This is a genomic window from Rickettsia endosymbiont of Villa modesta (genome assembly GCF_964026485.1).
GTDB classification, from domain to species: domain Bacteria; phylum Pseudomonadota; class Alphaproteobacteria; order Rickettsiales; family Rickettsiaceae; genus Rickettsia; species Rickettsia asembonensis.
In genome coordinates, this window is the sequence record NZ_OZ032157.1 from 1 (window position 1) to 26147 (window position 26147).

Consider the following 26147-nt stretch of genomic DNA (forward strand, 5'->3'; position numbering starts at 1 on the left):
TGAAAATTTTGTTGATAACTCTGTTTAAAACATTTAATCTACATAATTCTGTTTACATAAATAATAAATATATTTATTATTTTAATATTTTTAGTAATAGCATGAAGCAAATTATAAATCCATTAAAAGGAAATAGTAATAAGATACCTATTTGGTTTATGCGTCAAGCAGGTAGATATTTGCCGGAATATAAAAAAGTAAGAGAAACAACAAAAAATTTTCTAGATTTTTGTTATGATGTTAATAAAGCAACGGAAGTAACCTTACAACCGATAAAACGTTATGGATTTGATGCAGCTATTATTTTTTCTGATATATTAGTTTTACCTCATGCTCTTGGATGGGAAGTAGATTTTAAAGAAAACATAGGACCTATATTAAAGCAGTTCAAATCACAAGAAGATTTTAAATATCTGCAAAGCAATCCGAATAATAAATTAGAGAAAGTTTATGAAATAACAAAAAAAGTAAAAGAAGAATTACCTTCCACCACTTCTTTAATAGGATTTGCAGGTAGTCCTTGGACAGTGATGAGTTATATGCTAGAAGGAAAAGGAAAACAGGATTTTAAAACGAGCAAAAAATTTATATATGAAAATAAAATACTTGCTAAAGAATTGTTGAATTTTATTACGGAAAAAACAGCTGATCATCTTATAAATCAAGCAAAATCGGGAGCAGATGTTTTAAAGCTTTTTGATTCATGGTCAGGAGTACTTGCAGAAGAGGAGTTTACTGAATTTGTAATAGAGCCGACAAAAAAAATTATATTAAAAGTAAAAGAAGCTTTTCCAAAAATTCCTATAATTGCTTTTCCTAAAGGAGCGGGATTATTGTACGAAAAATTTATAAAAGAAGTACCTATAGATATTTTAGCCGTAGATCAAATGATCCCTCTTGAAAAAATGAAAGAGTGGAGTGATAAAGTAATAGTACAAGGTAATTTAGATCCAGTCGTATTATTAACTAATAAAGAAATTATCAAAGAAAAAGCTTATAAAATTCTTCAGACAATGAAAGGAAAGAATTTTATCTTTAATTTAGGGCATGGTATTTTGCCTGAAACACCGCTGGAAAATGTAGAATTTTTGACAGAATATGTTAGGTTATATGAAGAAAAGAATAGCAATAGTACTTTTTAATTTAGGCGGTCCAAAAAACCTTGAATCCGTAAAACCTTTTTTATTTAATTTATTCTATGACAAAGCTATAATTAATCTACCGCATCCATTACGCTATATTATTGCAAAAATAATTTCTACTACTAGAGAGAGAAAATCTCAAAAAATTTATTCTTTAATTGGTGGTAAATCTTCTTTACTTCAGGAAACAGAGGAGCAGAAATTAGCACTAACCGAAAAACTAAAGCAACTCATAAAAGAAGATTTCGTTATTTTTATAAATATGAGATATTCAGCACCATTTGCCAAAGAAGTAATAAATCAAATAAAAAAATATAATCCAAGCGAAATAATATTATTGCCTCTATATCCTCAATTTTCAAGTACTACGACAGGATCTTCAGTTAAAAATTTTTTACAAAACTTTGATATTGATATTCCAATTAAAACAATTTGTTGTTATCCTCTAGAAGAAGATTTTATAAAAAGTCATATTTCATTGATTAAGGAAAAACTATACGATGACGATAAAAATTTTCGTATATTATTTTCTGCTCATGGATTACCTGAAAAAATAATAAAAGCAGGCGATCCTTATAGTTTTCAGATAAAAGAAACAGTAAAAGCAATAGTTAAAGAATTAAATATAAAAGATCTAGATTATAAGATAACTTATCAAAGTAGAGTAGGACCTATAGAGTGGTTAAAACCGAATACGGAAGACGAAATAGAGCTAGCAGGAAAGTTAAAAAAGGACATAATTATCGTACCTATATCCTTTGTATCCGAGCATGTTGAAACATTGGTAGAACTTGATATTGAATATAAATTAATCGCAGATAAATATGAAATTCAATATATCCGAATTCCAACACTTGGAACAAATAAAATTTTTATTAATAGTTTGACAAATATATTGCTACAATTTATTAATAAGGTTGATACTAATTTAGTTACGAGTAGCTCTAGTACAAGAATATGTCCAAACGAATTTACTAAATGTTTATGTAAATTAACAAATTAACAAGGAAAAGAATGGCAAGTTACTATCTATGGTTTAAGTCAGTCCATCTGATATCTGCTATATGTTGGATGACAGGGCTTCTTTACTTACCTAGAATATATGTTTACCATACCAAAGCTAAAATAGGTAGTGAGCTAGATAATACCTTACAAGTGATGGAGCTAAAATTACTCAGGTTCATTATGAATCCGGCAATGATTAGCACATTTATATTTGGTTTAATAAATGCTCATATTTACGGGTTTGTTGCTCTTGATACTTGGTTTCACGTTAAAATGTTTGCAGTGTTAATTTTAGTGATATTTCACGGTTTACTTGCAAGATGGCGAAAAGATTTTGCAAATGGCAAGAATGTCCATTCAGAAAAATTTTACCGTATAGTTAATGAGATTCCAGCTATTTGTATGATTGTTGCAGTAATAATGGTTATAGTGAAACCATTTGACTAGTATTTATTCTGTCCTTTCATACCTTAGTTTGACCATGGTATCCATAAATACAACTTTAAATATTAAATAGTAGGAATGATATAAATAAAGCAATGCCTGCTCACCGATGATATCTATACTTTAGCTACCAAATATTGCTTCTAGTTCTGCTAAGCGTTTCTCTATTGCGTTGAGATCTCTCTTTTTCAAAGGTCTTTCTAACAACTCTGCTATCTCAATTTTCAGAATTTCTAAATTTTCTTTTGAAGTAAACTCTGCTACGAGTTCAGGTAGGCTCTTGTTAGTTTGGTTGGACATGCAGTTCTCTCGATTTGTTAAACTTAAATTGCTCAAGTTTCAACCACCGAAGTTTAACTTTGGTGGTCGGGGAGTTAGCAAAACTGCCAAAAGTCAGCTATAATAGGTTTTAATCTTAAAGCATGGCTTTAAGCTCTGGACATACCTACTATCTCCCCGACCATATAAGGTCGAGGATTACATCAGTTATGTGAGAGATGTTCTCACTTTTGGTAGAGGTTGCTACACCCCGAAATAGTGTTTTACTATTTCAGTTAAAGTTTATACCTAACTTCCTTTAAAAGTCAATCTATAACTTATTTTAAACTAATAGTTTATTTATCTAAAAGATTTTTTATTTCTAATGTAAGTTGTAAAATTTATTTAGAATATTTATAATTCATAAAAAATAATATGGAACATTATGAATAATAGCGATGAACTTAATAAGTTAGTAATTTTTAAAGATAAAACCATTAGAAGAATTTTTCATAATAATGAATGGTGGTTTTCAGTAGTCGACGTAGTAGGAGCATTGACTGATAGTGCTATCCCACGGCGATATTGGTCAGATTTAAAAAAACAGCTTATAGAAAAAGAAGATTTTTCTCAATTGTACGAAAAAATCGTACAGTTAAAATTAAAAGCTCCCGATGGAAAGTTGCGTGAAACAGATTGTGCAAATACAGAATCATTACTTCGTATTATACAATCTATTCCGTCTCCAAAAGCAGAACCATTTAAACAATGGCTTGCTAAAGTCGGTTATGAGAGGATTCAAGAAATTTCTGATCCGGAAAAGTCAATTGATAGAGCAAGGGATAATTGGAAACGACACGGGCGTAGTGAGAAATGGATTCAGCAACGTATGATGGGGCAGGAAACACGAAATAAATTAACTGACTACTGGAAAAATCATGAAGTAATGAAAGAGAGTGAATTTGCTATATTAACTAATATTATTCATCAAGAATGGACAGGTATAAGCATTAAAGAACACAAAAATATAAAGGGCTTAAAAACGCGAATTTAGGATAAGGAAGAAGAGAAGCATGGAATAAGAATAAAGTATTTACAAGTTAAGAGTGTTGGGTTACTGAAGTTTTTCAACAAAAAAACAAGAACCCAACAACGAAAAAATGTATCACAACTTTATTTTAGACACTAGACAATTTTTGTGAAATATATGAAGAATGGGAGAAGCAAAAATTAATACCAACAGATAGAAAACGCCGGAGAGAAGGGAATTTAAGCCTTTCAGAGCTTTTAACTATCGTATTATATTTTTATATATCGCCGTGCAAAGATTTTAAGAATTATTATTTATATCACTTATCATATAAATATAGAGGTTATTTTAAATTACCAAGTTATAGTCGAATAATACAATTATGGTCAAGATTAATTCTACCGCTTGTTATAATGTTGCAACTATTTAGAGGAGAGGAAACAGGAATTTATTGCATAGATTCAACTAAATTATCGATATGTCATACAAAACGTACAAATAGCAATAAAGTATTTAGTGGTATACTTCTTTTACCTGAAGAATTGGTAGTATTAGATATTAATTATCCATAAGAACATTGATTATTCGCTCATCTAAATATTCATTTTCCAACTTTTCAAGTTAAAGAAGTATATAGCTAAAATAGGGATGAGTAGTTATGGATGGTTTATGGGGTTTAAGTTGCATATAGTAATTAACAATAAGGGAGCGATTATGGCGATCAAAATTACCAAAGCAAATAATAGTGATTTATCGGTAGCAGACGATATAACTGATGGATTACAAGGTAAACTCTTTGGTGATAAGGGATATATTTCTAAGGAATTATTTACTAAATTATTAGGTCGTGGATTACGCTTATTTACAGGAATTAGAAAAGATATGAAGAATCATTTATTGGAAATGGAAGATAAAATACAGCTTAGAAAAAGGTCGTTGGTTGAGTCAGTATTTAATGTCCTAAAAAATAATATGAATCTTGAACACTCAAGGCATCGATCACCTACTAATTTTTTAGTTCATATTCTAGCTTGTGTTAATGCTTTTAATATTACTAAAACTAATATTTTAAACTCTTTTTTCGATAATCTTAAACTCTTCTTATCCTAAACTGGCGTTATAAGGATATTACTTTATCATCAAATCCTTCAAATTTTCGTACTCCTTTTGGAATGAGTTGAGGTTCAAATTCTCCATCCCGATCCCTTGGCACTTCTACTGTCAATTTACGACCTTCAGGATCTATTAAAGTCTTTTCATAATTGCCATTACGTCTATTCTCTGACTCCTTGGCATTCTTAGAATGCTTCTCATAACCTATATGAGATTCCATTTCTTTCTCTAAAATCTTATTTACTATCTGCTTTTTAAATTCCTGAAATATCCCTTCTTTGCCAAATATCTCAGATGGATCACTTTGTGATAGTATTTCTGATACTACTTTTTCTATAGTCGGATTTGATACTTTGCTCTTATTCTTCATATTAGCCTCATGTAAGTTGTTTTAATTAATTTTATTCTTAACTATTTTTACAACTTACACAAACTTTCTGACACCCTCTATAGAATCAGTAAATGTCTCAAAATTCGCATAAAATTTATTGTTACTTACAACAGAATGCATAAATTTCCACAGTCGTTCAATTGGATTCAAATTAGGACTATATGCTGGCAAAAATAGTAACTCTATTTTACTGTATTGTAGATATTCTTTTACCTTTTTTGACCTATGATATCCAGCATTATCGCATATCAAATAAATCTTACTTTTATCTTGATTATTTGCTTCTAATTTCTTTAAAAATTCAATAATATAATCACCATTAACCTTAGGATTGTCAGTTGTTACTACCTCTAAATCCTTAAGATTAATAGCACCAATAATATGTTTACGCTTCCAACCACTGAAACTTGGTAATGTTTTAACTACATTCTTTCTAATCCAACCAAATCTTGCTCGAGTTTGGTATTGAGGATGAACACTATCCATAAAATAAATAGACTCATCTTTAGCTAAATTATTTTTTAGCAAACTATATTGCAGCTTAAATTCCTCTTGCTTAGCTAAATCTATTTTTCCAGGCATTAACTTAGGTTTCTGATAACTAAAACCAAGTCTGTGTAACAGCTTGATTACCCCAGCTAATGTATAGATTACTCCATATTGACGTTCTATGGGAGTGTTGAGCTATGAAGAGTAAAAGGTTATAATGTGATAAAAAAATAAGAAAGTAAAAAATGTCAGAGCATCAAATAACAATGGTCAGTTTAGATGAATTAGTTAGCCCGGAACATCAATATCGTAAATTTAAAAGTTAATTTAATTTCAAAGTAGTTGAAAGAGAGTTATTAGCGATAGAAACTGAAGCTAATTATAAAGGCTATGGAGCATTGAGATTATTTAAATGTTTACTTCTACAATTTATGGAAGACTTATCTGATCGAGAATTAGAACGTTATTTGGCTGATAGTAATGCCGGCAAATGGTTTTGTGATTTTGCTCTTACAGAGACGACTCCAGATTATAGTGTGTTTAGTAAAATACGTAAGAAAATAGGTACTAACTTACTATCAAAAATATTTGCAAACTTTAGAGAACAACTACGAAAGCAAGGTTATATGAGCGAGGTATTTACCTTTGTAGATGCCTCTCATTTGATCTCAAAAGCTAGTCTTTGGACAGAACGTGATGAGTTGAGGAAGCAAAAGTATGACAAGCTAAATAATGAGACTTTGCCCAAAGTTGCGAATGATAAACAAGCTAAAATTGGTTGTAAAGGAGGTAATAAGTTTTGGTATGGTTATAAAAAACATGTTAGCGTTGATATCCAATCAGGGATTATTAATAAGGTTGCAGTTACCTCTTGCAAATGTTACTGATAGCAAAGGTTTTAAACACGTTATGCCACGCTCCGGTGCTGCATATGTAGATAAAGCATATTGTACAAAGTCTACCAAAGATACAGCAACTAGGCAAGAAGTGCATCTTTGTGCTGTAAAGAAAAATAACATGAAAGATAAAAATTTTGACCTTGATAGATATTATACAAAAATTAGAGCACCTTTTGAAAGAGTATTCTCACAAGATAATAAACGTGTCAGATATATTGGTATTGCCAAAAATCAATTCTCGGAATTTATGAATGCTATATGTTTTAATTTGAAACGCTTAACCGTTTTAACGGCTAGCTAATATTATAATGGATAACGCATAGATAATAACAAAATCTCCACTGATTTTTACTAATTTTGTATATATACTTCTTTTACCTGAAAAATTGGTAGTATTAGATATTAATTATCCATAAGAACATTGATTATTCGCTCATCTAAATATTCATTTTCCAACTTTTCAAGTTAAAGAAGTATATATGGACCAAGGAAACGAACTTCGCTTTCAAAAACAACAGGAAGCAGATGCTGCAGAATCATATTTTAAAGCAGCCGGCGTTGTACATGTTCCTCAAAAACAACAAAATTTAGTACTTACGGCATACAATACTTTCTTAGGAAACCCCAATAATAATGCAATTCAACAACTGGATATTTCAGAGCAACAACAAAGAAAGGAGTATTTTAAAGATATAATCGGCGATATTATTGATCCGTGACCGTTCACTAGTGTTAAGCGGCTTATTATTCCTCTTTGTCATCCTGTGGTCAAGCGGGCCTTGTTGCATGGTTCTTATGTCATTCTTAGCTAAAAGCAGGAATCCAAAAAAAGTATAAATACAGAAAATTTTTGAAATTAAAAGCTCGATTTATCTCGCTTTATGCTGGATTCCTGCTCCGCAGGAATGACACCGAGTACTTTTCTTGAGCCATGCAACAACGCTGGTCAAACGAACTAGGTGACAGTGAACGGTCACCTTAACAAATCATTAATGCTTACTTTAGATCTAGTAGTTTTATCGACTTGCTTTATGATGACTACGCAGTAAAGCCCAGGCTTACCTACTTCCTTAGCAGGTAATGCTCCTGGAACTACAACAGAATAAGCCGGAATTCTGCCGTAAATAATTTCACCTGTATCTCTGTATATTATTTTTGTAGAGCTACCGATAAACACTCCCATACTAATTACTGCTCCTTCTTCTACTATTACCCCTTCTGCTATTTCCGATCTTGCACCGATAAAACAATTATCTTCAATGATAACGGGCTTTGCTTGTAGCGGTTCAAGTACCCCTCCTATTCCCGTACCACCTGAAATATGGCAATTCTTACCGATTTGAGCACATGAGCCGATAGTAGCCCATGTATCAATCATTGTTCCCTCATCTATATAAGCACCTATATTAATGAAAGAAGGCATAATTACAACATTTTTAGCTATATAAGTACCGGTTCTAACAACAGCTCCGGGAACTTTACGTATAGCTGCTTCTTTGAATATATTTTTATCAGTATCCGCAGAAAATTTAGGAGCAACTTTGTCATACCAACTATTATAATTGTTATTATAAAGTTGCGATTCCGTAGTGATAAAATATAGCAATATAGCTTTCTTTACCCATTCATTAACTTCCCAACTATTTTCTTTCTTTTCACAAACACGAATTGTACCTTGATTTAAGCTTTCTATAATATCATTAAGTGTTTTTTTTAATGTTATAAGCTTTGAAGAATCTTGAAGAAGTTTGTCCTTAATTTGCCAAGCTTCTTCAATTTCTTTAATAAGAGAGGACATATCTTTTAACTGTTTTATTGCCAAAAATAATAAATGAGATTATCATGAAGTCAAACATAATAATTATAATTAACTATGTATATTACTTGCCCAAATTGCCAAACAAGATTTATCGTTACAAGCAATCAAATAGGTATTAACGGACGACGAGTAAAATGTTCCAAATGTAGCCATTTGTGGTATCAAAAATTAGACTATAATACTAGTAAATTAAATGACTTTAAAGATAAAGTAAACACGGAAACTATTAAAACTCCTATTAAAAATCATTATAATGCTAATGTGCCGGTTATTTTACCGTATATTCCTACTAAGAAAAAATATAATATATTTCCAATATTATGGACTAGCTTTATAATTTTTTGTTTAGTGATATTACTAATAGATAGTTTTAAATTTTTAGGTAAATATGATCAATTAAAGATAGAAGAAATTAATTTAGGAAAATCTCATCATATAGGCGGTATGAAGATATTTTATAAATTATCTAATCAGTCTGATTATTTAATTTCTGATCCTATAATCAAAGTTAGAGTAATGGATAGTAATAATCAAGCTTTAGATGAATATGTATCAATTACAAAACTACAAACAAAAATCCCTGCAAAACAAGCAATATATCTAGAAATGAATATTGAAGGGATCCCTGTTACAGCAGAATATATTGATATTGCTATAGGTAATAGATTAGGGCTTTTATTTAAGTAAAGACGGTTGCGTGGATCAATTTCACCTCTGTCATACCGTGGCTTGACCACGGTATCCATAAAAATAACTTGTAGCGTATATTATTTGGCTATTTTTCCTAAATCCCGCGATCAAGTCGCGGGATGACAGAAGAAAAACCGAGCTATGCAACAACGCCGGCTTGACCACAGGATCCAGTTAAAAATACTAAAATTATTAGCATTTTTTATTGTTTTTATGGACCTAGTTAGCAAGCCACGGGGTGACAGTGGGTTTTACCCGCCCACGCAACAATGCCTCCTGCAATGATGACTCGATATCCATACAGGCAATGCTTAGGCTATGCAACAACGTCACTTAAAAATAAAAATACCCATAAGCCGCAACTTATGGGTATTACTAAAGATATAATAATTTTTATTATCGTGTATTAGGAAACACCACAATTTGATCTATTAGTATCACTTGATATCATATTAACAATATCTGGAGCTTTAAATAATATAATGATTGCAGTAACCACTACTAAAGCTACTTCCCACTGCAATTTTCCTCTTAATGTTTGAATTCCCAGAACAATTATACCGACAACAGCTATACCTTTTGCAGTATTGCCTCTGAATACTTTAATTAAATTACACAATGCAACACCTACAGGATCGTCGACACTACTACCTAAGCTATCAAAAGCTACCATAATAATAGCCACGCTTAGAACAGTAAATAGTATGCGTAATGATAGATTATAATCGATTAATTCTTCGTTTAATTTACGAATAGGAAAGTTCATATTGTTTTACCTCAATAAAATAATTAGCATTTAAAAATTAATGTATAATTTATTTATATATAAATCAACTCCTAAATATATGCAATTTTAATTAATATGCAAAAATATTTTAAAAACACTTATTTTAAGTAACATTATAATCACATATAGTATAATTTAGCTTCCAAATATATAAACAAACGTAAATAAAAATAACCAAACCACGTCCACAAAATGCCAGTACCATGCGGCAAATTCAAACCCTAAATGTCCATTACCTTCTGTAGTAAAATCTCCTCTTTTTGCTCTAAAGTAGCAAACTATTAGAAATATAGTGCCTATAATTACATGAGCTCCATGAAAACCCGTGGCTAAATAAAAATTAGAAGCATATATACCATCTGTAAATTTAAACGCCGCATGATAATATTCATATGCTTGCATAGTTGTAAAAAATATTCCAAGCAATATGGTAAGAGCAAGTGCAGTTACGCAATCTTTTTGATTTTTTTCTTCTAAGGCGTAGTGAGCCCAAGTAACGGTAGTACCCGATAAGAGTAGTATTAAAGTATTGATAAAAGGAATATCAAATGGATCAAAAGTTTTAATTGTAGATGGAGGCCAAATTCCCTGCTTTACAACCCATACACCGTCTAAAAGACCTACGGGTGATAGACTTGATTTAAAAAAAGAAGCAAAAAATACACCAAAAAATACTATTTCCGTTAAAATAAATAACGCCATACCTATTTGTAAACCTTTTCTAACAGGACTAGTATGCTGATGTTCGACTATTCCTTCTTTCACTACATCTCTCCACCAAGAATATAAACAGTAACCTACTGAAATAACTCCTGCAGATAAAATATATATATTAAATTTGTAGCCATGCATGAACGAGACGCCGCCTATAACCAAAAGAAGTAAAGCAAAAGATGTTAGGACGGGCCAAGGGCTTGGGTCTACTATATGGAATAAGTGCGATTTAGTCATAGGATGTGAATTTGGATTCATATTTTATTTTATCATTTTCTAATTATACTTACGAATAGATATACGAAGATCAACTTGGAAAAGAGCAAGGAATCTGTAGGTCGAGGAGCAGAGCGTATAATAAACATTCAGTATTCGAGGACTTACAAAGACAAGATAGTCAATTTTTCAAGTTCTATCTTAGTATATAAATAAATATAAATTATTATTGATGTAAAAGCAAATTCTAGAAACAGATTATATAGAAAATATACCTCGTAACTTAGAATTACATTATTTATTATTAATGATAACTAAAATCTCTTGACTCTTTATATTATTCAACTAATATATAGACCGCTAATAATGTTTAAGCTCCATTGTTGCAAGACCAATCTGTCAAAACTTAATATTAAGTTATGCCAGGGGTCTATTATTATAAGTGAGTAAAATCATGAAGTATAATGGAGGTTGTTGTCTTACAGCAACGGAGCTTAACCCCTGGTACCTTTATTTATTAATTCTAGATTAGATTTAGGCATAAATTAAATAAAGGAATTGCGAGTAGTATTAGCTTATGTTTAATAAAAATAAAGATTTATTAATTCTAAAAAATACAAATGCAAAAAATAAAGAAAAAATTAGAAAAAAGTTTTTCTTTTCATCACCGTTTTTAATAATATTATTAATGTTTTTTTATTATCTTCTTAATATCTTAGAAATAAAATATTTCTAGATTTTTCAACTAATTAAGCTGTTAACTCTAAATTTCCTTACTTAAAATTATAGAGATACGACAAATTATCTTCACTATTTTACTAGTTATTTCTGCAAATACTGCCTCAGTACTATCATTCATTATAGCAATATTTTTATGTTCAATTTCATCAAGTCGAAATTTAATAATATTATTTAATAATTCCGGCTCAATATTTTTATTTTCTAAATAATTTATTTGCTGTTCATAATGTTTTTCTATTACTTCTTCTACACTCTCGGTAACAAGCATCGCCGTTTTTATTCCCATCAACGAAGATAAAGCACCAAGTAAAAATCCGTAATGATGCCAAAAAAATAATAAAAACGTGGGTCTTACTTCTTTTTCTAGTAATTTTTTTTCAAAATAATTTAAATGTACCTCTTCGTGATCAAGCATTTCTTTAATTAATATATGATCATTCTGAGATTTGATATATTTTAGCTGCCCTTGATAAATTCTTTTTGCCCCATACTCTCCGGCATGATTAACTCTAATTATTTCGTGAATTTGTTTGTCAGGGTCAGAAAAATCAGGTCTTGGCATATAATATATACTACTTTTAAAAGAAGTTTAAAATTAGGTAGACGAAGTTTAATTTGGAAAAGGGCAAGGCGTTTCATATTTTTTGACTGCAGCGTATACTTCTTTTACCTGAAGAATTGGTAGTATTAGATATTAATTATCCATAAGAACATTGATTATTCGCTCATCTAAATATTCATTTTCCAACTTTTCAAGTTAAAGAAGTATACATACTAGTACGTGAGGATCAAAAAATATAAAACAACGACGCCAATTTTTCAAATTAAACGAGTATACTCTGTAATAAATCGAAACCAGCAGGATTTAATTTATAATCTACCTCCGCTTGCTGTAACAATTTTAAAGTCTCTAAACATTCAGTTAGGCTAAGAGTGTTTGCTATCTTTGTAAAATCATTAATATATTGATAGAAAATCGGTGATGATAATGATTTTATTGCGAGTTCCACACTCTCACCATTTTTTATTTTCGACAAAACTATATATAAATTTAAATAATGCCTTATTAATGCTCTAATAATTAAAACTTCATTGATATTTTGTTTTTTTAATATTTCTAGCTCTTGCAGAAAATTACTATAATCTTTTTTTGAAAAATACATTGCTAAATCACTGCCGTTTGCCGTAATTTCGCTACTTATAACTTTTAGAATATCGTTTAAAGTAATTTCTCTTCGATCATGAATAAAATATATCAATTTATTTATTTCGCTACAAATTAAATCATGATCACCTTTTAAATGAGCTTTTAAATAAGTGATAGCCTCTTTACTTATAATTTTATTAGTTTTTTCTACTTTACCTAAAATAATTCGTTCAATTTTTGCTTCATCGTCATGATAACAAGCAACTGCCGCTAAATATTCTTCTGTTTCAAAAAACTTTTTAAAGCTCCCGCTTGAAGTAATTTCCTCACCTATAAATACAGGGAAATTTATATAATCATTGTTTAGAATTGTTTTTAAATTCTTATCGATTGAATTCCCAACCGATCTAATTTTAATTAATTCTTTTTGACCAAAAAAATTAGGCGAATTAAGTAATATTTCTAAAGATGAAATATTAAGATCTGAGTATTCTATAGAAGTTTGTAGCATATTTAAGCTTTTTACTAAATGCTTACAAATTTTTTCTATATAGCCTTTATCAGGACCGTATAGTAAAAGAGCTCTAATCTTTCCGGCTTTTATTAGTTCAAATAATCTACCTATTTGTGAAAAATAAAATTTCATAGCTTAACTATTTCCGTGTAAAATATAAAATTAATCTGCTACGAATTTCTTCTGCTGCTTGATATGCCAAGTCTATTCCTGTTTCATCTCTTTCAACATTTGTTGCATATGGTGTAAAAATAGCATTATATGACGTGTTTTGGTAAAACTTCTCTTCAATTAAAACCTTTTGGCTTTCTATATCAATTAATTTATACCTAACTAATTGATTAATATATTCCCTTAAAACATTGGAGTTTTTTTCAATAGTAGCAGGCATAGTTGTTGCGATAAGCTCTGCTTTAAGCAGGTATTTTGCTTTTGCTTTCTGAGGTAAAATACTAGTTAAACGATGATAAAACTCAGCTCCTTCAATTGTTCTAATCGGCTCAACTTTAATAGCTTCTAAATCATTATTTCTACTGTATTTTTCACTATATACCGGTTTTAAATTACAACTACTCATTAGAAAGAATATAATTACTACAAATAAAGAACGCATATACTAGATTAAGATTGGTTTTTTATATTAATAACAGCTTATTTCGATTTTGTGAAAGAAAATTATAATAATTAGTATTTGTTAATACTTAATAGTAATTACATATTAATTTATGTTGACATTTATAAATAAGACTTATATATGTCGCTTCAAAATAAATTTTTAAGGTATTAATTATGAAATTGGAAAGCTTTATACAAAAATTAAATAAGACATGCTTAAAGCTATTTAATAATATCTCTTAAATTAAAAATATTGATTATTGAAATCTCGGCTAATCAATTTTATTCTATGTACATAAATATATTTATCCTTATAATCTTCTGGTACAAGAATTTTATATTTGAGTGATATATATTGGATTAATAAACAAAAATTGTAAAGCTTAATTTACCTCAATTTATAATTGTAAAAGTATTATTAATGATGTATTTATAGTGCAGTATATCATTAACATTTATGTCTAAAAATCTTAAGCACGACGAGATTATACGAAGTGCATTTGAAAATCCAATAGTTGCCAAAGAGTTTTTTCAAATGCACTTACCGGCATATATACAAAGTTTGATTTCTTTTAAAACTCTCAAAATGGAAAAAGATAGTTTTGTAGATAAAACACTTAAGAAATCCATATTAGATATTTTATTTTCCGTTAAATTTAATAGTGAAGACGGTTACTTATTTTTATTATTAGAACATCAAAGCAAACCTGATTATTACATGGCTTTTCGCTTGTTTAAGTATATGTTAAAGATTGCCGAATATCATATGAAAACAACAAAAAGCAAGCAATTTCCTTTCATATATCCGTTAGTGTTTTATAACGGCATACAAAAATATAATGCTCCTTTAAATTTATGGGAATTATTTGAAAATAGTGAATTGGTAAAGGCTACGTGGACTAATGATTATCAACTTATAAACGTGCATGATATATCTGATAAAGAATTGAAAAAAAATGCTTGGTCCGGAATTTTACAATTTTTCATGAAGCATATTCATGAACGTGATTTATTGAAAAGATGGTAAGAGATAGCTGATCTCTTACCTAAATTTGCTAAAGTTAATATTGGCATTGATTATATAGAGCTAATTTTATTCTATACTTTGACCAAGATTAAGCAAAGTGATATAATGGAAGTAGAAAACATACTTAAATCAGAATTAAATTCTAAAAAAAGAGAAAAAATTATGGGAAGTATAGTAGAACATTGGTTGCAAGAAGGTAGAAGAAAAGAAAAAATTATTATAGCAAAAAATTTAATCAAAGCCGGTTTAAAAACTGACTTAATAATTGCCTCAACAGGCTTAAAAAAAGAAGAAATTGAGAAGTTACGACAAACTGCCTGAATTCTTAAAAATATGAGAGTTATGGCTAATGATTTAAGCATTTATATTCACTGGCCGTTTTGTTTGTCAAAATGTCCATATTGTGATTTTAATTCTCATGTGGCAAGCACTATAGATCATCATCAGTGGCTTAAATCCTATGAAACGGAAATAGAGTATTTTAAGGATATTATTCAAAATAAATACATTAAATCTATTTTTTTCGGTGGCGGTACTCCCTCTTTAATGAATCCTGTAGTCGTTGCAGGAATAATAAATAAAATCAGTAATCTAGCAATTATTGATAATAAAACCGAGATAACTCTAGAAACTAATCCCACATCCTTTGAAACTGAGAAGTTTAAAGCATTCAAATCCGCCGGAATTAATCGTGTTTCAATTGGAGTACAATCCTTAAAAGAAGACGATTTAAAAAAATTAGGTAGAACTCATGATGCTTTGCAAGCCATCAAAACAATTGAGGCAGCAAATTCGATTTTTCCAAGAGTATCATTTGATTTAATATATGCACGTAGCGGTCAGAAATTAAAAGACTGGCAAGAAGAATTAAAGCAAGCTATGCAACTCGCAAATGGCCATATCTCTCTTTATCAATTGACTATAGAAAAAGGTACACCTTTTTATAAATTATTTAAGGAGGGTAATCTGATTTTGCCGCATTCAGATGAGGCAGCTGAAATGTACGAATGGACGAATCATTATCTAGAATCTAAAAAATATTTTAGATATGAGATATCTAATTATGCTCTAGCAAATCAGGAATGTTTGCATAATTTGACTTATTGGAATTATAATAATTATTTAGGTATAGGTCCTGGAGCTCATAGTAGACTAATTGACACTTCAAGTTCGGTATCGGCAATTATGATGTGGCATAAACCTGAAAAATGGTCAGACTCGGTTAACGTAAAAAATGTCGGTATTCAAACTAATACTAAGTTAACGCATCAAGAAATCATTGAAGAAACGTTAATGATGGGTTTACGCCTTAAAAGCGGTATAAATATTGCGGCACTAGAGCAGAAAATAAATGCAAAATTAGCAGATATTTTAGACATGAATAACTTGCAGCATTATCAAGCATTAGATTTTATTAAAATAAATGAAAATATCTATCTTACCGATAAAGGTTTAATGCTCCATAGCTACATAGTACCTAGATTGATCAGGTAATTAACAACGGTTAGCAATGGCATTGCCTATACCGCCACCACCACCGCTTATAGGATTGAGTGGACAACCTATGTCATATAGCGATGTTGGGGCTGCATTACTACAGAATAGTCCGAGTTCTTATTCAACAAATATAGTAGAAGATGCTTATTTAAATAAACAAATTACGCCTTTACTTATCATACTTGATAAACTTGGTTTACTTGAAAAAGCTATCATTTTTTGTTTTTAAGGTCTCGGAAGCGAAGATATAATAGAAAGAAGTAAGCATGGGAATAAAAGCAACAAACCTCCTGCTGCTTCGGTAAATAATGCCGGCAATAGTGCTTCTCTGCCGGGAGGAGGTCCAGATTTTGAACCTGATGAGGATAAAAATCAAGAAACCGAAAACTCTTTTGATCCTATTGAATAAAATTATGAAAAAATATTGTTGTGAGAATATGGAGTTTGAACTTGAGAAAGATAAAACAGTTATTGAATATGAGCCTGAAGTTAGAGTTTACAGCATTATAACCCGTAATAGTTTATATGGTACTCATCAGCAAATAATTTATTGTCCTTGGTGTGGTACTAAATTACCAAAATCCTTAGGAAATGAGTGGTGTGCAGTAGTAAAGCAAGAATTAGGTATTGATACAGTATTTGCTGAAGAGTGGGAAAAGTTACCAGAAGAATACAAGACTGACGAATGGTGGAAGAAGCGTGGATTGTAAATTTTCTTATTAGAACGCCAGTTTAGGATAAGAAGAGTTTAAGATTATCGAAAAAAGAGTTTAAAATATTAGTTTTAGTAATATTAAAAGCATTAACACAAGCTAGAATATGAACTAAAAAATTAGTAGGTGATCGATGCCTTGAGTGTTCAAGATTCATATTATTTTTTAGGACATTAAATACTGACTCAACCAACGACCTTTTTCTAAGCTGTATTTTATCTTCCATTTCCAATAAATGATTCTTCATATCTTTTCTAATTCCTGTAAATAAGCGTAATCCACGACCTAATAATTTAGTAAATAATTCCTTAGAAACGCGAATTTAGGATAAGGAAGAAGAGAAGCATGGAATAAGAATAAAGTATTTACAAGTTAAGAGTGTTGGGTTACTGAAGTTTTTCAACAAAAAAACAAGAACCCAACAATGAAAAAATGTATCACAACTTTATTTTATATACTAGACAATTTTTGTGAAATATATGAAGAATGGGAGAAGCAAAAATTAATACCAACAGATAGAAAACGCCGGAGAGAAGGGAATTTAAGCCTTTCAGAGCTTTTAACTATCGTATTATATTTTTATATATCGCCGTGCAAAGATTTTAAGAATTATTATTTATATCACTTATCATATAAATATAGAGGTTATTTTAAATTACCAAGTTATAGTCGAATAATACAATTATGGTCAAGATTAATTCTACCGCTTGGTTATAATGTTGCAACTATTTAGAGGAGAGGAAACAGGAATTTATTGCATAGATTCAACTAAATTATCGATATGTTATACAAAACGTACAAATAGCAATAAAGTATTTAGTGGTATACTTCTTTTACCTGAAGAATTGGTAGTATTAGATATTAATTATCCATAAGAACATTGATTATTCGCTCATCTAAATATTCATTTTCCAACTTTTCAAGTTAAAGAAGTATATAGCTAAAATAGGGATGAGTAGTTATGGATGGTTTATGGGGTTTAAGTTGCATATAGTAATTAACAATAAGGGAGCGATTATGGCGATCAAAATTACCAAAGCAAATAATAGTGATTTATCGGTAGCAGACGATATAACTGATGGATTACAAGGTAAACTCTTTGGTGATAAGGGATATATTTCTAAGGAAATATTTACTAAATTATTAGGTCGTGGATTACGCTTATTTACAGGAATTAGAAAAGATATGAAGAATCATTTATTGGAAATGGAAGATAAAATACAGCTTAGAAAAAGGTCGTTGGTTGAGTCAGTATTTAATGTCCTAAAAAATAATTTAGCTAAAGATGAGTCTATTTATTTTATGGATAGTGTTCATCCTCAATACCAAACTCGAGCAAGATTTGGTTGGATTAGAAAGAATGTAGTTAAAACATTACCAAGTTTCAGTGGTTGGAAGCGTAAACATATTATTGGTGCTATTAATCTTAAGGATTTAGAGGTAGTAACAACTGACAATCCTAAGGTTAATGGTGATTATATTATTGAATTTTTAAAGGAATTAGAAGCAAATAATCAAGATAAAAGTAAGATTTATTTGATATGCGATAATGCTGGATATCATAGGTCAAAAAAGGCAAAAGAATATCTACAATACAGTAAAATAGAGTTACTATTTTTGCCAGCATATAGTCCTAATTTGAATCCAATTGAACGACTGTGGGAATTTATGCATTCTGTTGTAAGTAACAATAAATTTTATGCGAATTTTGAGACATTTACTGATTCTATACGAATATTTTTTGAAAATATTGAAAAATATAAAAATAAAATTTCTTCATTGGTAAATGACAATTTTCAAACCATTGTGCCTAATCATTTTAACAACTCTTCATGTTGAAGAAGTATACACGCAATAATGCTTTCAGTCTCTTAGCTAACGACGATATAGATAGTTACTAAGCAATACCGATGAGCTTATAAAAACTATTGCATATTTCGGCTCATTAGTTTATTTTGGTTAGCAAACTATGTACAGAATTAATGGATTATTAAAATGGGAATTACCGTATTAAAAAACGAAGGATTGGATTTTCATGCAAGAATCTCTACTCCTTTAAGTGAGATAGATGACGATATTCAAAAAGAGTTGCTTGATTTAACCAAAAAAGTTAAAATAGCAGGTTTTAGAGCCGGTAAAGTACCGGTTTCAATTGTTAAGAAAAAATACGGTACTTCCGTCAGGAATGATATAATAGAAAGAAGAATTAACCATTCGGTAAATCACGTTATTAAAGAACATAATCTAAATATAATCGGTAGACCCAAAATTGAAGAATTGCAAAACGAACCCGATAAAGCTTTAGAATTTACCGTAAAAATAGAGCTATTACCTAAAATTACTATTCCGGATTTAAAGAAAATCTCACTAGATCGTCCAAAATTAGAAGTAAACTCTAAAGATGTTGAAGAACAACTAGAAAAACTTGCCGCATTAACAAAAAGCTATACTAAAGAAAGTAAAGCAAAAATAAAAGACGGAGATCAGGTTACTATTGATGCAATCGGGTACATCAAGGATGAAGCTTTTGAAGGCGGTAAATTAAATGATTTTAAGGTAGTAATAGGTAGTAATGCACTTATTCCTGGTTTTGAGAAACAATTAATAGGTTCTAAAACAGGTAGTGAAGTAGATGTTAATGTTACTTTTCCTGAAAATTACCATGCTAAAGATTTAGCAGGTAAAGATGCTCGTTTTGCAGTACAAATTAAAGCAGTACATAATGCAGAACCTACCGTTATTGATGAGGAGTTTGCTAAAAAATTCCAAAGTAATAGCCTTGAAGAATTGCGTACACATTTTGCTAAACAAATAGAAAACGAATCGGAAGAAGCTATTAATACTATAATGAAAATGAACTTATTTGATAAGTTAGAAAAATTGTTAGATTTTGACGTACCGGAATCTTTATTAGAGCAAGAAAAAAATATTCTAAAGTCCGAAACCGATAAAAATGACCAAGATGAATCATTATTAAAAGATAAATCCCCTAAAGAAATAACAGAATATTATAATAAATTAGCCCTACGCCGTGTGCGAATAGGCTTATTACTTGCTGAATACGCAAAATCTAAAAATTTGCAATTAGAGCCTGATGATTTAAGAAAAGTTATTATGCAACAAGCACGTAATTTTCCTGGGCAGGAAAATATGATATTTGATTTTTATAAAAATAATCCTAGAGCAATTGAAGGACTTAAAGGTCCTGCCTTAGAAGATAAAGCTGTGCAATATATATTTAATAACGAAATAAAGCTTAAAGAAAAGAAATATACTAAGGAAGAGCTAGAGAAATATCTAGAGGCAGAAGAGCAACGTATTACTTTGATTTAAAGTTTATTAATTGTCATTGATGTCATTCCCGCGTATGCGGGAATCCAACATAAAGCGAGATAAATCGAGCTTTTAATTTTAAAGATTTGCTGTATTTATACTTTTTTTTGGATTCCTGCTTTCACAGGAATGACATCGGTATCCACGCGGGCAATACCCGTCTTTCTTAGCTCCGGCAATATATTACTCCTGATTTTTTATAGTCTTTAAAGCTAGTTTAACTATTTTATTTACCCCTAGATTAGTGTAGGTAGAGATAGAAAAAACTTCTTTATTAGTAGCTTTTTGCAACTTATTTATTTTTTCTTGTATTTCCCCATCGGTAAGAACATCACATTTATTAAGACATATGATTTCGATTTTATTTTTTAGATAATCGGAATATGATTCAAGCTCAAGACGTACTGTATTATAATCTGCCACTACATCATTACTAGAGCCGTCTATTAAATGTATTAATACATTACATCTTTCTATATGCTTTAAGAATTTATCGCCAAGTCCGTGACCTTGATGAGCTCCCTCAATTAAGCCAGGAATATCGGCTATAACAAACTCTTCATCATCAACATACACCACTCCAAGATTCGGCACTAAAGTAGTAAAGGGATAATCGGCAATTTTAGGCTTGGCTGCCGTTACAACCGATAAAAAAGTAGATTTACCGGCATTTGGAAGACCCACAAGCCCAACATCAGAGAGAAGTTTTAAGCTTAAATGAATCCACATTTCTTCAGCAATTTCGCCTTCCGTACGCTTTCTTGGAGCTTGATTAACCGACGTTTTGAAATGACTGTTGCCAAGACCGCCGCTTCCTCCTTTAATTATTTCAAAGCTTTGGTCATCCTCAGTGAAGTCATGCAATAATATATTGCCGTCCTCGGAAAAGATTTGAGTACCAATGGGAACATCAAGAACTAACGATTTTCCTGATTTACCGCTTCTATTTGAACCTTTACCGTTTTCGCCGTTTTCTGCGGTAAAATGCTGTTTATATCGATAATTTACTAGCGTATTAAGATGGTGATTACTCCTGAAAATAACACTACCGCCACGTCCACCGTCACCACCGTCCGGTCCGCCTCTGTCAATAAATTTCTCACGATGGAAACTAACGCAACCATTGCCGCCGTTTCCACCTTTTATATATATTTTAACTGCATCAATAAAATTCATTATGTACCTCTGTGTCATACCGTGGCTTGACCACGGTATCCAGTAAAAATATCAAAAAATGTACACCTTAAACTGCTTTTCTAGATACCGTGGTCAAGCCACGGTATGACACAGTGGGTTTTACCTCTCCCCGATACCCTTATACTCTCTATGTACATAACCGGTGTAAAGCTGTCTAGGTCTGCTGATTTTTTGTTCAGGGTCTTCGTGCATTTCTTTCCATTGTGCCATCCAGCCTACGGTTCTTGCTATTGCAAAAAGTACCGTGAACATTTGCGACGGTATACCCATAGCTTTATAGATAATACCTGAATAAAAATCAACATTTGGATATAATTTTCTCTCAATAAAATATTCATCTTTAAGAGCGATAGCTTCAAGTTCTATTGCTATTTGCAGGAGTGGGTTGTTTTCTAGCTGTCCAAGTTCCTTTAATACTTCTTTGCAGGTTTCTTTAAGTACTGCGGCACGGGGATCGTAGTTTTTATATACACGATGACCGAAACCCATCAACCTAAATGGATCATTTTTATCCTTAGCTTTAGCTATATATTTAGGAATATTTTCAGAACTACCGATTTCTTTAAGCATATTTATTACCGCTTCATTAGCCCCGCCGTGAGCAGGCCCCCAAAGTGAGGCAATCCCTGTACTTACGCAAGCAAAAGGGTTAGCCCCGGATGAGCCGGTAATTCGGACTGTTGAAGTAGAAGCGTTCTGCTCGTGGTCAGCATGCAGAATAAATATTTTATTAAGAGCATTTTTTATTATTGGATTTACTTTATATTTTGTACAAGGCGTTGCAAACATCATATGCAGAAAATTTTCAGTAAAATCTAACGAATTATCAGGATAAATAAACGGTTGTCCTATAGAATATTTATAAGACATTGCGGCGATAGTTGGTATCTTAGCAATCATTCTAATAGCGGTAAGTTCGTAGTCTGCTTCTTTAAAATTCAGTAAATCAGGATAAAATGCCGAAAGAGAACCAACGGCCGCAAGCATAATAGCCATAGGATGAGAAGAGCTACAAAAGGTTTGAAATAAATAGTGTAATCTTTCATTCACTAATGAATGATAAGCAACCTGTTTAGTGAAATTATTATACTGCTCGATGCTTGGTAATTCTCCATAGATTAGCAAATATGCCACTTCTAAAAAATCACTTTTCTCGGCTAAATCTTTAATGTCATATCCTCGATGTCGCAAGATTCCTTTATCACCGTCTATATAAGTGATAGTAGACTGACAAGAAGCAGTAGACATAAAGCCCGGGTCATAAGTAAAACAATCGGCTTCCGAAGATACCCTGCTTATATCGATTACATCCTCACCAATACTTGCTTTAAGTATAGGTAATTTAAATATTTTTCCTCTGATTTTTAATTCGGCAAATTCTGAATCATTATTATTTTCATTGGTCATATGGATATACCTTATTTTTATACATCAGTAAGTATAACCCTAATTTAATGAAATTAGAAACGAATTATTATTTATGAGGATTTAAAAATTTTCTTTGATATCTTGCTCAGCTTACAAGATTAATGAAAAATTATAATTAGACGTTGGAGTTTAACTGCTCTTTACAAAAATCACGAATATCTTGTAACGCTTTTTCTCCGGAAATTAATTATAAATTCGTTTAAAACGCACATGCTTCTACTTTCAACTGCAAGCCTAAAGCGTTTAATAAAGATCCTATATTGTCGAAACTTGGATTACCTTTGCTAGATAACATTTTATATATATGTTGTCTATTTATATGAGCTTCTTTAGAGATCTTTGCTATACCTCCCCTCGCTATAATGGCTTCTTTTAAAGTAGCCAAAAATAGCTCTTTATTATGATCCACGAAATATTGCTCTAATGCTTCATTAATATACTCTGCTAATATTTTCTCATTTTGCAATTTTTCTTTTAAATAATCTGTAAACTTTTCCATATAACGTCCTCAATTTCGTTTATAAACTTCTTCTATTATTTCTAAAGCTTTTTCAATATCTTTGCTTTGCGTATCTTTATTACCTGCATTTAATAGTAGAATAATTTTATTATCTTTTTCAGTAAAATATATTCTATAACCTTTGCCAAAGAAAAACCTAAGCTCATATAGTCTTCCTTTTATCTGTTTGTAATCACCATAAATTCCATATTCTAACCGAACTAATCTATTAAGAATTCTACTATGCGTCCTAATATCTAATTTTTCTAACCAATCTTTAATATAAGATTTACCGTTTGCTGTTATAAAAAATTGTATTTGTTTAGTTTTTTGCATATTAAGCTTAACTAGGTTCTGTGAAGGAAAATTAATTTAATATATTTTTGTTCTTTTTTGCTGCAAATTAAGATTTTTTTGAAATAAGAACAACTATTACTGCAAAAATCTTATTAATTTTCGCTTAAAAATATCTAAAAATACAAATAATTTAATTTTCTTTCACAGAACCTAGAGATAATTATGTTGTCGCATAAATACGACTAATTGTCCAGTAGAAAATTATTTTGAAAAGTACGTAAAGCTGTGAGTACTAGATTAATGTACAAGTTATGCAATGAGTTTATTATTCATGAGATACTCCTTAATCTTTAGTAAATCATACCAAGAGGTGCGTTTTTGCATAGGTTGGCGAAGTAAATAAGCAGGATGGAAAATTGCCGTAGTTTGGATAGAAGCGGATAGATATTTATTGGTATAAAAATAATATTCTTGTCTAATTTTAGTAATACCCGAATTTTTTCCAAGTAAGCTAGTTGCAGCCGTGCTACCGACTAGAATAATTAGCTTCGGGTTAATAAGAGCAATATGTTTCTCGACAAACGGTCTACAAATATCGACTTCTTCGAGTGTTGGCTGTCTATTAGCAGGAGGACGCCAAAATACCGTATTAGTAATATAAGCGTTATTTTTCCGTGAAATTCCGATAGCGTGCAGCATATTATCAAGTAAATTGCCACTTTCGCCGCAAAAAGGTATTCCTTTCAAATCCTCAGTACTTCCGGGAGCTTCGCCTATTAACATAATTTTAGCTTCCAAATTACCATCACCGAAAACCGTATTAGTAGCAAATTTCTTAAGTTCACAACCATTAAAATTTAGTAGAGATTCTTTTAGTTCTTCGATATTATTAGCTTTATCGGCAAGAGATCTTGCTAGGGTTATATTATCATGAACTTTATCATTCATATTGAATGCAGTTTCTTTTGTAGACATAGGTTTTACTTGTGGCTTGATATTATTACTCACTTTTAATTTCGGCGGATGCTCAGAGCAGTAATATTCAACACCGATTGCACTTAACCATTTAAGCGTATTACTCATTATCTTAAAATAAAATATGTTAAAATATTCCGTACCACACGAACTAAATAATATAAGACTCGACAAAGCCTTGTCACAACTTCTTGAAAATGTTTCTAGAAACCAAATCCAAAAAGCTATTAAAGATTCGCAAGTACTAGTTAATGATGTAATTATTTCTGATCCTGATGTTTTGGTCAAGGAGAATGATATTATATTATTTTCTTTTAAAGAACCTGAAGAGCTAAAAATTACGGCAACAAATATAGAACTTGATATAGTTTACGAAGATGATGATTTGATAGTAATTAACAAAGCTGCAGGTATGACGGTACACCCGGGAGCAGGGCATCATGATGATACTCTTGTTAATGCACTACTTCACCATACGAAAAATTTATCGGATATAGGTTCAGCAGAAAGACCCGGGATAGTGCATCGTTTGGATAAAGATACTACGGGCTTAATGGTAGTTGCTAAAAATAATAAAGCACATATGCTACTTGCAAATCAGATAGAGCAAAGGCAGGTAATACGGAAATATAAAGCGTTAGTTTGGGGAGTAATTAATCCGCTAGAAGGAGTCATTAAGAATAATATCGGTCGCAGTAGAGTAGACCGCCAAAAAATGACCACATTAAAATATGGTGGTAAAGAAGCCGTAACACATTATAAAACTCTAGAATTGTTTCACAAGGGTACTATTAGCATGGTAGAATGCAAGCTTAGCACGGGTAGGACTCATCAAATTAGGGTACAGCTAAGCCATTTAAAGCATTCGGTAGTTGGCGACCAAACTTACGGCAATAACGACCGAAAAATTGCTCATTCTTCTCCTGAACTAAAAGCAAAATTAATCGATTTTAAACGCCAAGCCCTGCATTCTTGGTATTTAAGCTTTACTCATCCGACTAGTAATGAAATTATGGAATTTTCTTGTGAGTTGCCAAGGGATATGGAAGAAATTATAGCCACCGATGCATTACACAAATTCATCGAACTTAAGAAACAAGCTCCTTTGGGTAGTATAGAAGATATTTTAGAGATGAAAAATCTAGGTAGAAAATGAGAACTTGACAT

28 protein-coding genes and 4 pseudogenes are annotated in these 26147 nt (G+C 30.9%); 17 read left to right on the forward strand and 15 right to left on the reverse strand.

Annotated elements, in window-relative coordinates:
* The first annotated feature begins 101 nt into the window (after positions 1 to 101).
* Genes hemE through hemJ form a run of 3 tightly spaced genes read left to right on the forward strand, consistent with a single transcriptional unit; the run spans position 102 to position 2594 of the window.
* The gene (gene hemE / locus AC5584_RS00005; RefSeq protein WP_499216437.1) at positions 102 to 1142 is read left to right on the forward strand and encodes a uroporphyrinogen decarboxylase; all 1041 of its coding nucleotides are present in this window, start codon (positions 102 to 104) and stop codon (positions 1140 to 1142) included.
* Positions 1099 to 2145, forward strand: a complete 1047-nt coding sequence (gene hemH / locus AC5584_RS00010) for a ferrochelatase (protein ID WP_499216438.1) — start codon at positions 1099 to 1101, stop codon at positions 2143 to 2145. Before hemE ends, hemH begins: the two co-directional genes overlap by 44 nt.
* An 11-nt stretch (positions 2146 to 2156) precedes the next feature.
* Positions 2157 to 2594, forward strand: coding sequence for a protoporphyrinogen oxidase HemJ (gene hemJ / locus AC5584_RS00015; protein WP_499216439.1), 438 nt, complete (start codon positions 2157 to 2159; stop codon positions 2592 to 2594).
* A 120-nt stretch (positions 2595 to 2714) separates the two neighbouring features.
* On the opposite strand, the gene AC5584_RS00020 is transcribed toward hemJ, so the two are convergent.
* Positions 2715 to 2891, reverse strand: a complete 177-nt coding sequence (locus AC5584_RS00020) for a DUF5320 domain-containing protein (RefSeq protein WP_410527383.1) — start codon at positions 2889 to 2891, stop codon at positions 2715 to 2717.
* Between the two features lie 403 nt (positions 2892 to 3294).
* Here AC5584_RS00020 and AC5584_RS00025 point away from each other — a divergent pair, with 403 nt between their 5' ends.
* Entirely contained in the window at positions 3295 to 3903 is a 609-nt protein-coding gene (locus AC5584_RS00025) for a BRO-N domain-containing protein (RefSeq protein WP_499216440.1), read from the forward strand.
* A gap of 149 nt (positions 3904 to 4052) precedes the next feature.
* Positions 4053 to 4989 (forward strand): annotated as a pseudogene (locus AC5584_RS00030) (IS982 family transposase).
* 7 nt (positions 4990 to 4996) lie between these two features.
* Here AC5584_RS00030 and AC5584_RS00035 read toward each other — a convergent pair.
* Positions 4997 to 5362, reverse strand: coding sequence for a transposase (locus AC5584_RS00035; protein ID WP_499216441.1), 366 nt, complete (start codon positions 5360 to 5362; stop codon positions 4997 to 4999).
* A gap of 54 nt (positions 5363 to 5416) precedes the next feature.
* Positions 5417 to 6055 carry an IS630 family transposase gene (locus AC5584_RS00040; protein ID WP_499217058.1) on the reverse strand — a complete coding sequence of 213 codons (639 nt, stop codon included), beginning with the start codon at positions 6053 to 6055 and terminating at the stop codon, positions 5417 to 5419.
* A 179-nt stretch (positions 6056 to 6234) separates the two neighbouring features.
* Between AC5584_RS00040 and AC5584_RS00045 the strand changes: the two genes are divergently transcribed.
* The 3 genes from AC5584_RS00045 to AC5584_RS00055 all read left to right on the forward strand — a co-directional run bounded on the left by AC5584_RS00045 (position 6235) and on the right by AC5584_RS00055 (position 7490).
* Positions 6235 to 6759 (forward strand): transposase, encoded by a 525-nt coding sequence (locus AC5584_RS00045; RefSeq protein ID WP_499217059.1) that lies wholly within the window; start codon positions 6235 to 6237, stop codon positions 6757 to 6759.
* Entirely contained in the window at positions 6731 to 7072 is a 342-nt protein-coding gene (locus AC5584_RS00050) for a transposase (protein WP_499216442.1), read from the forward strand. Before AC5584_RS00045 ends, AC5584_RS00050 begins: the two co-directional genes overlap by 29 nt.
* Before the next feature lie 178 nt (positions 7073 to 7250).
* Positions 7251 to 7490 (forward strand): hypothetical protein, encoded by a 240-nt coding sequence (locus tag AC5584_RS00055; RefSeq protein ID WP_499216443.1) that lies wholly within the window; start codon positions 7251 to 7253, stop codon positions 7488 to 7490.
* A 254-nt stretch (positions 7491 to 7744) separates the two neighbouring features.
* Here AC5584_RS00055 and dapD read toward each other — a convergent pair whose 3' ends face one another.
* On the reverse strand, positions 7745 to 8569 hold the full coding sequence (gene dapD / locus AC5584_RS00060; RefSeq protein ID WP_499216444.1) for a 2,3,4,5-tetrahydropyridine-2,6-dicarboxylate N-succinyltransferase: 825 nt from the start codon (positions 8567 to 8569) through the stop codon (positions 7745 to 7747).
* Between the two features lie 75 nt (positions 8570 to 8644).
* On the opposite strand from dapD, the gene AC5584_RS00065 reads away from it, so the two are divergent.
* The gene (locus AC5584_RS00065) at positions 8645 to 9277 is read left to right on the forward strand and encodes an MJ0042-type zinc finger domain-containing protein (RefSeq protein WP_410527699.1); all 633 of its coding nucleotides are present in this window, start codon (positions 8645 to 8647) and stop codon (positions 9275 to 9277) included.
* Positions 9278 to 9686: 409 nt separating this feature from the next.
* On the opposite strand, the gene AC5584_RS00070 is transcribed toward AC5584_RS00065, so the two are convergent.
* From AC5584_RS00070 to AC5584_RS00090, 5 genes are all read right to left on the reverse strand, one after another.
* Positions 9687 to 10046, reverse strand: a complete 360-nt coding sequence (locus AC5584_RS00070; protein WP_499216445.1) for a TrbC/VirB2 family type IV secretion system protein — start codon at positions 10044 to 10046, stop codon at positions 9687 to 9689.
* Positions 10047 to 10202: 156 nt separating this feature from the next.
* Positions 10203 to 11039 (reverse strand): cytochrome c oxidase subunit 3, encoded by an 837-nt coding sequence (locus AC5584_RS00075; RefSeq protein WP_499216446.1) that lies wholly within the window; start codon positions 11037 to 11039, stop codon positions 10203 to 10205.
* A gap of 721 nt (positions 11040 to 11760) precedes the next feature.
* A complete protein-coding gene (locus AC5584_RS00080) occupies positions 11761 to 12300 on the reverse strand; it encodes a demethoxyubiquinone hydroxylase family protein (RefSeq protein WP_499162306.1) in 540 nt (179 codons plus the stop codon).
* Positions 12301 to 12562: 262 nt separating this feature from the next.
* The gene (holA, locus tag AC5584_RS00085; protein WP_410526945.1) at positions 12563 to 13531 is read right to left on the reverse strand and encodes a DNA polymerase III subunit delta; all 969 of its coding nucleotides are present in this window, start codon (positions 13529 to 13531) and stop codon (positions 12563 to 12565) included.
* Between the two features lie 7 nt (positions 13532 to 13538).
* Positions 13539 to 14012: a hypothetical protein gene (locus AC5584_RS00090; RefSeq protein ID WP_041078920.1), complete on the reverse strand. Its 474-nt coding sequence runs from the start codon at positions 14010 to 14012 to the stop codon at positions 13539 to 13541.
* A 459-nt stretch (positions 14013 to 14471) separates the two neighbouring features.
* Here AC5584_RS00090 and AC5584_RS00095 point away from each other — a divergent pair.
* The 4 genes and pseudogenes from AC5584_RS00095 (at position 14472) to AC5584_RS00110 (ending at position 17248) form a co-directional block, all read left to right on the forward strand.
* A pseudogene (locus AC5584_RS00095) lies at positions 14472 to 15362 on the forward strand (Rpn family recombination-promoting nuclease/putative transposase).
* Positions 15363 to 15374: 12 nt separating this feature from the next.
* Positions 15375 to 16535 carry a radical SAM family heme chaperone HemW gene (hemW, locus tag AC5584_RS00100; RefSeq protein WP_499216447.1) on the forward strand — a complete coding sequence of 387 codons (1161 nt, stop codon included), beginning with the start codon at positions 15375 to 15377 and terminating at the stop codon, positions 16533 to 16535.
* A gap of 16 nt (positions 16536 to 16551) precedes the next feature.
* The gene (locus tag AC5584_RS00105; protein ID WP_499216448.1) at positions 16552 to 16767 is read left to right on the forward strand and encodes a hypothetical protein; all 216 of its coding nucleotides are present in this window, start codon (positions 16552 to 16554) and stop codon (positions 16765 to 16767) included.
* Positions 16768 to 16951: 184 nt separating this feature from the next.
* Positions 16952 to 17248 (forward strand): DUF6980 family protein, encoded by a 297-nt coding sequence (locus tag AC5584_RS00110; protein ID WP_499216449.1) that lies wholly within the window; start codon positions 16952 to 16954, stop codon positions 17246 to 17248.
* Positions 17249 to 17270: 22 nt separating this feature from the next.
* On the opposite strand, the gene AC5584_RS00115 is transcribed toward AC5584_RS00110, so the two are convergent.
* Positions 17271 to 17573, reverse strand: a complete 303-nt coding sequence (locus tag AC5584_RS00115) for a transposase (RefSeq protein WP_499216950.1) — start codon at positions 17571 to 17573, stop codon at positions 17271 to 17273.
* A 102-nt stretch (positions 17574 to 17675) separates the two neighbouring features.
* On the opposite strand from AC5584_RS00115, the pseudogene AC5584_RS00120 reads away from it, so the two are divergent.
* The 3 genes and pseudogenes from AC5584_RS00120 to tig all read left to right on the forward strand — a co-directional run.
* Positions 17676 to 18529, forward strand: a pseudogene (locus AC5584_RS00120) (transposase); the annotation flags it as partial.
* A gap of 18 nt (positions 18530 to 18547) precedes the next feature.
* Positions 18548 to 19090, forward strand: a pseudogene (locus tag AC5584_RS00125) (IS630 family transposase); the annotation flags it as partial.
* 156 nt (positions 19091 to 19246) lie between these two features.
* Positions 19247 to 20584, forward strand: a complete 1338-nt coding sequence (gene tig, locus AC5584_RS00130) for a trigger factor (RefSeq protein ID WP_499216450.1) — start codon at positions 19247 to 19249, stop codon at positions 20582 to 20584.
* A gap of 183 nt (positions 20585 to 20767) precedes the next feature.
* Here tig and obgE read toward each other — a convergent pair whose 3' ends face one another.
* The 5 genes from obgE to AC5584_RS00155 all read right to left on the reverse strand — a co-directional run bounded on the left by obgE (position 20768) and on the right by AC5584_RS00155 (position 25088).
* Positions 20768 to 21760, reverse strand: a complete 993-nt coding sequence (obgE, locus tag AC5584_RS00135; RefSeq protein WP_499217060.1) for a GTPase ObgE — start codon at positions 21758 to 21760, stop codon at positions 20768 to 20770.
* A 120-nt stretch (positions 21761 to 21880) separates the two neighbouring features.
* Positions 21881 to 23188, reverse strand: a complete 1308-nt coding sequence (locus AC5584_RS00140) for a citrate synthase (protein ID WP_499216451.1) — start codon at positions 23186 to 23188, stop codon at positions 21881 to 21883.
* A 220-nt stretch (positions 23189 to 23408) separates the two neighbouring features.
* Positions 23409 to 23708: a helix-turn-helix domain-containing transcriptional regulator gene (locus AC5584_RS00145; RefSeq protein WP_499216452.1), complete on the reverse strand. Its 300-nt coding sequence runs from the start codon at positions 23706 to 23708 to the stop codon at positions 23409 to 23411.
* 9 nt (positions 23709 to 23717) lie between these two features.
* A complete protein-coding gene (locus tag AC5584_RS00150) occupies positions 23718 to 24044 on the reverse strand; it encodes a type II toxin-antitoxin system RelE/ParE family toxin (protein ID WP_410526851.1) in 327 nt (108 codons plus the stop codon).
* 270 nt (positions 24045 to 24314) lie between these two features.
* A complete protein-coding gene (locus AC5584_RS00155; protein ID WP_499216453.1) occupies positions 24315 to 25088 on the reverse strand; it encodes a uracil-DNA glycosylase family protein in 774 nt (257 codons plus the stop codon).
* A gap of 16 nt (positions 25089 to 25104) precedes the next feature.
* On the opposite strand from AC5584_RS00155, the gene AC5584_RS00160 reads away from it, so the two are divergent.
* Positions 25105 to 26136, forward strand: coding sequence for an RluA family pseudouridine synthase (locus AC5584_RS00160; RefSeq protein WP_499216454.1), 1032 nt, complete (start codon positions 25105 to 25107; stop codon positions 26134 to 26136).
* Positions 26137 to 26147 lie beyond the last annotated feature (11 nt).